1 pseudogene is annotated in these 628 nt (G+C 77.7%); it reads right to left on the bottom strand.

From position 1 onward, the window contains the following. A pseudogene (locus tag ND748_RS33410) lies at positions 1 to 628 on the bottom strand (putative methyltransferase); the annotation flags it as partial.

Raw genomic sequence — 628 nt, 5'->3', positions numbered from 1 at the left:
AGCGAGTGTCGCGGCAGGTCGATCAGCCGGGCGGCGAGCAGATCGGGGTCGGCGACGGCCCGGCGTGCGGCCGCCAGGGCCTCCCGCTGGGACGGCGCGCGGCCCTCGGGCGTCCGGGCGATCCGGATCAGGCCATCGCGCCAGACGTTGCCGATTTTGCCGTGCGGCCGGTCCAGCAGCCAGCGGGCGAGGCGCGTGCCGGGGTCCAGGACGGCGGGGTCGACCGCGGCGAACGTGACCAGGCGGGCCGCATCCCGGGCCGCGTCCCCGCCGTGGTGTCGATCGGCGGCGGAGGTGTCGGTGGCGGTGGCGGTGACCGTGGTGGCGTCGGTAGCGGTGGTGGTGGCGTCGTGCTCGGGCGTGCGGACCCACTTCGCCCGCAGCGGGGCGAGGGCATCCGGCGAGCCGTCCCCGGCGCCAAGGACGGGATGGTCGGCGGTCACGATCACGGCGAGCCGGTCGGCGTTGACCGCCAGCAGCAGCCGCGTCAGCCACGGGCCCGGGTCGTCGGACAGGTCGGCGACGACCGACAGCGGCCCACCCGTTCCGGCGGCGGCCGTCGGCAGCCCGCGTTCGAGGACCGTCGCGAGGTGCGCGTGGGCCGCCTGGGCCGCGTCGAGCTCGGGGC

Origin of the sequence: Frankia sp. AiPs1 (assembly GCF_023716945.1) — a bacterium.
Lineage (GTDB): Bacteria > Actinomycetota > Actinomycetes > Frankiales > Frankiaceae > Frankia.
This window is presented reverse-complemented; position numbering and strand designations above follow the sequence as displayed.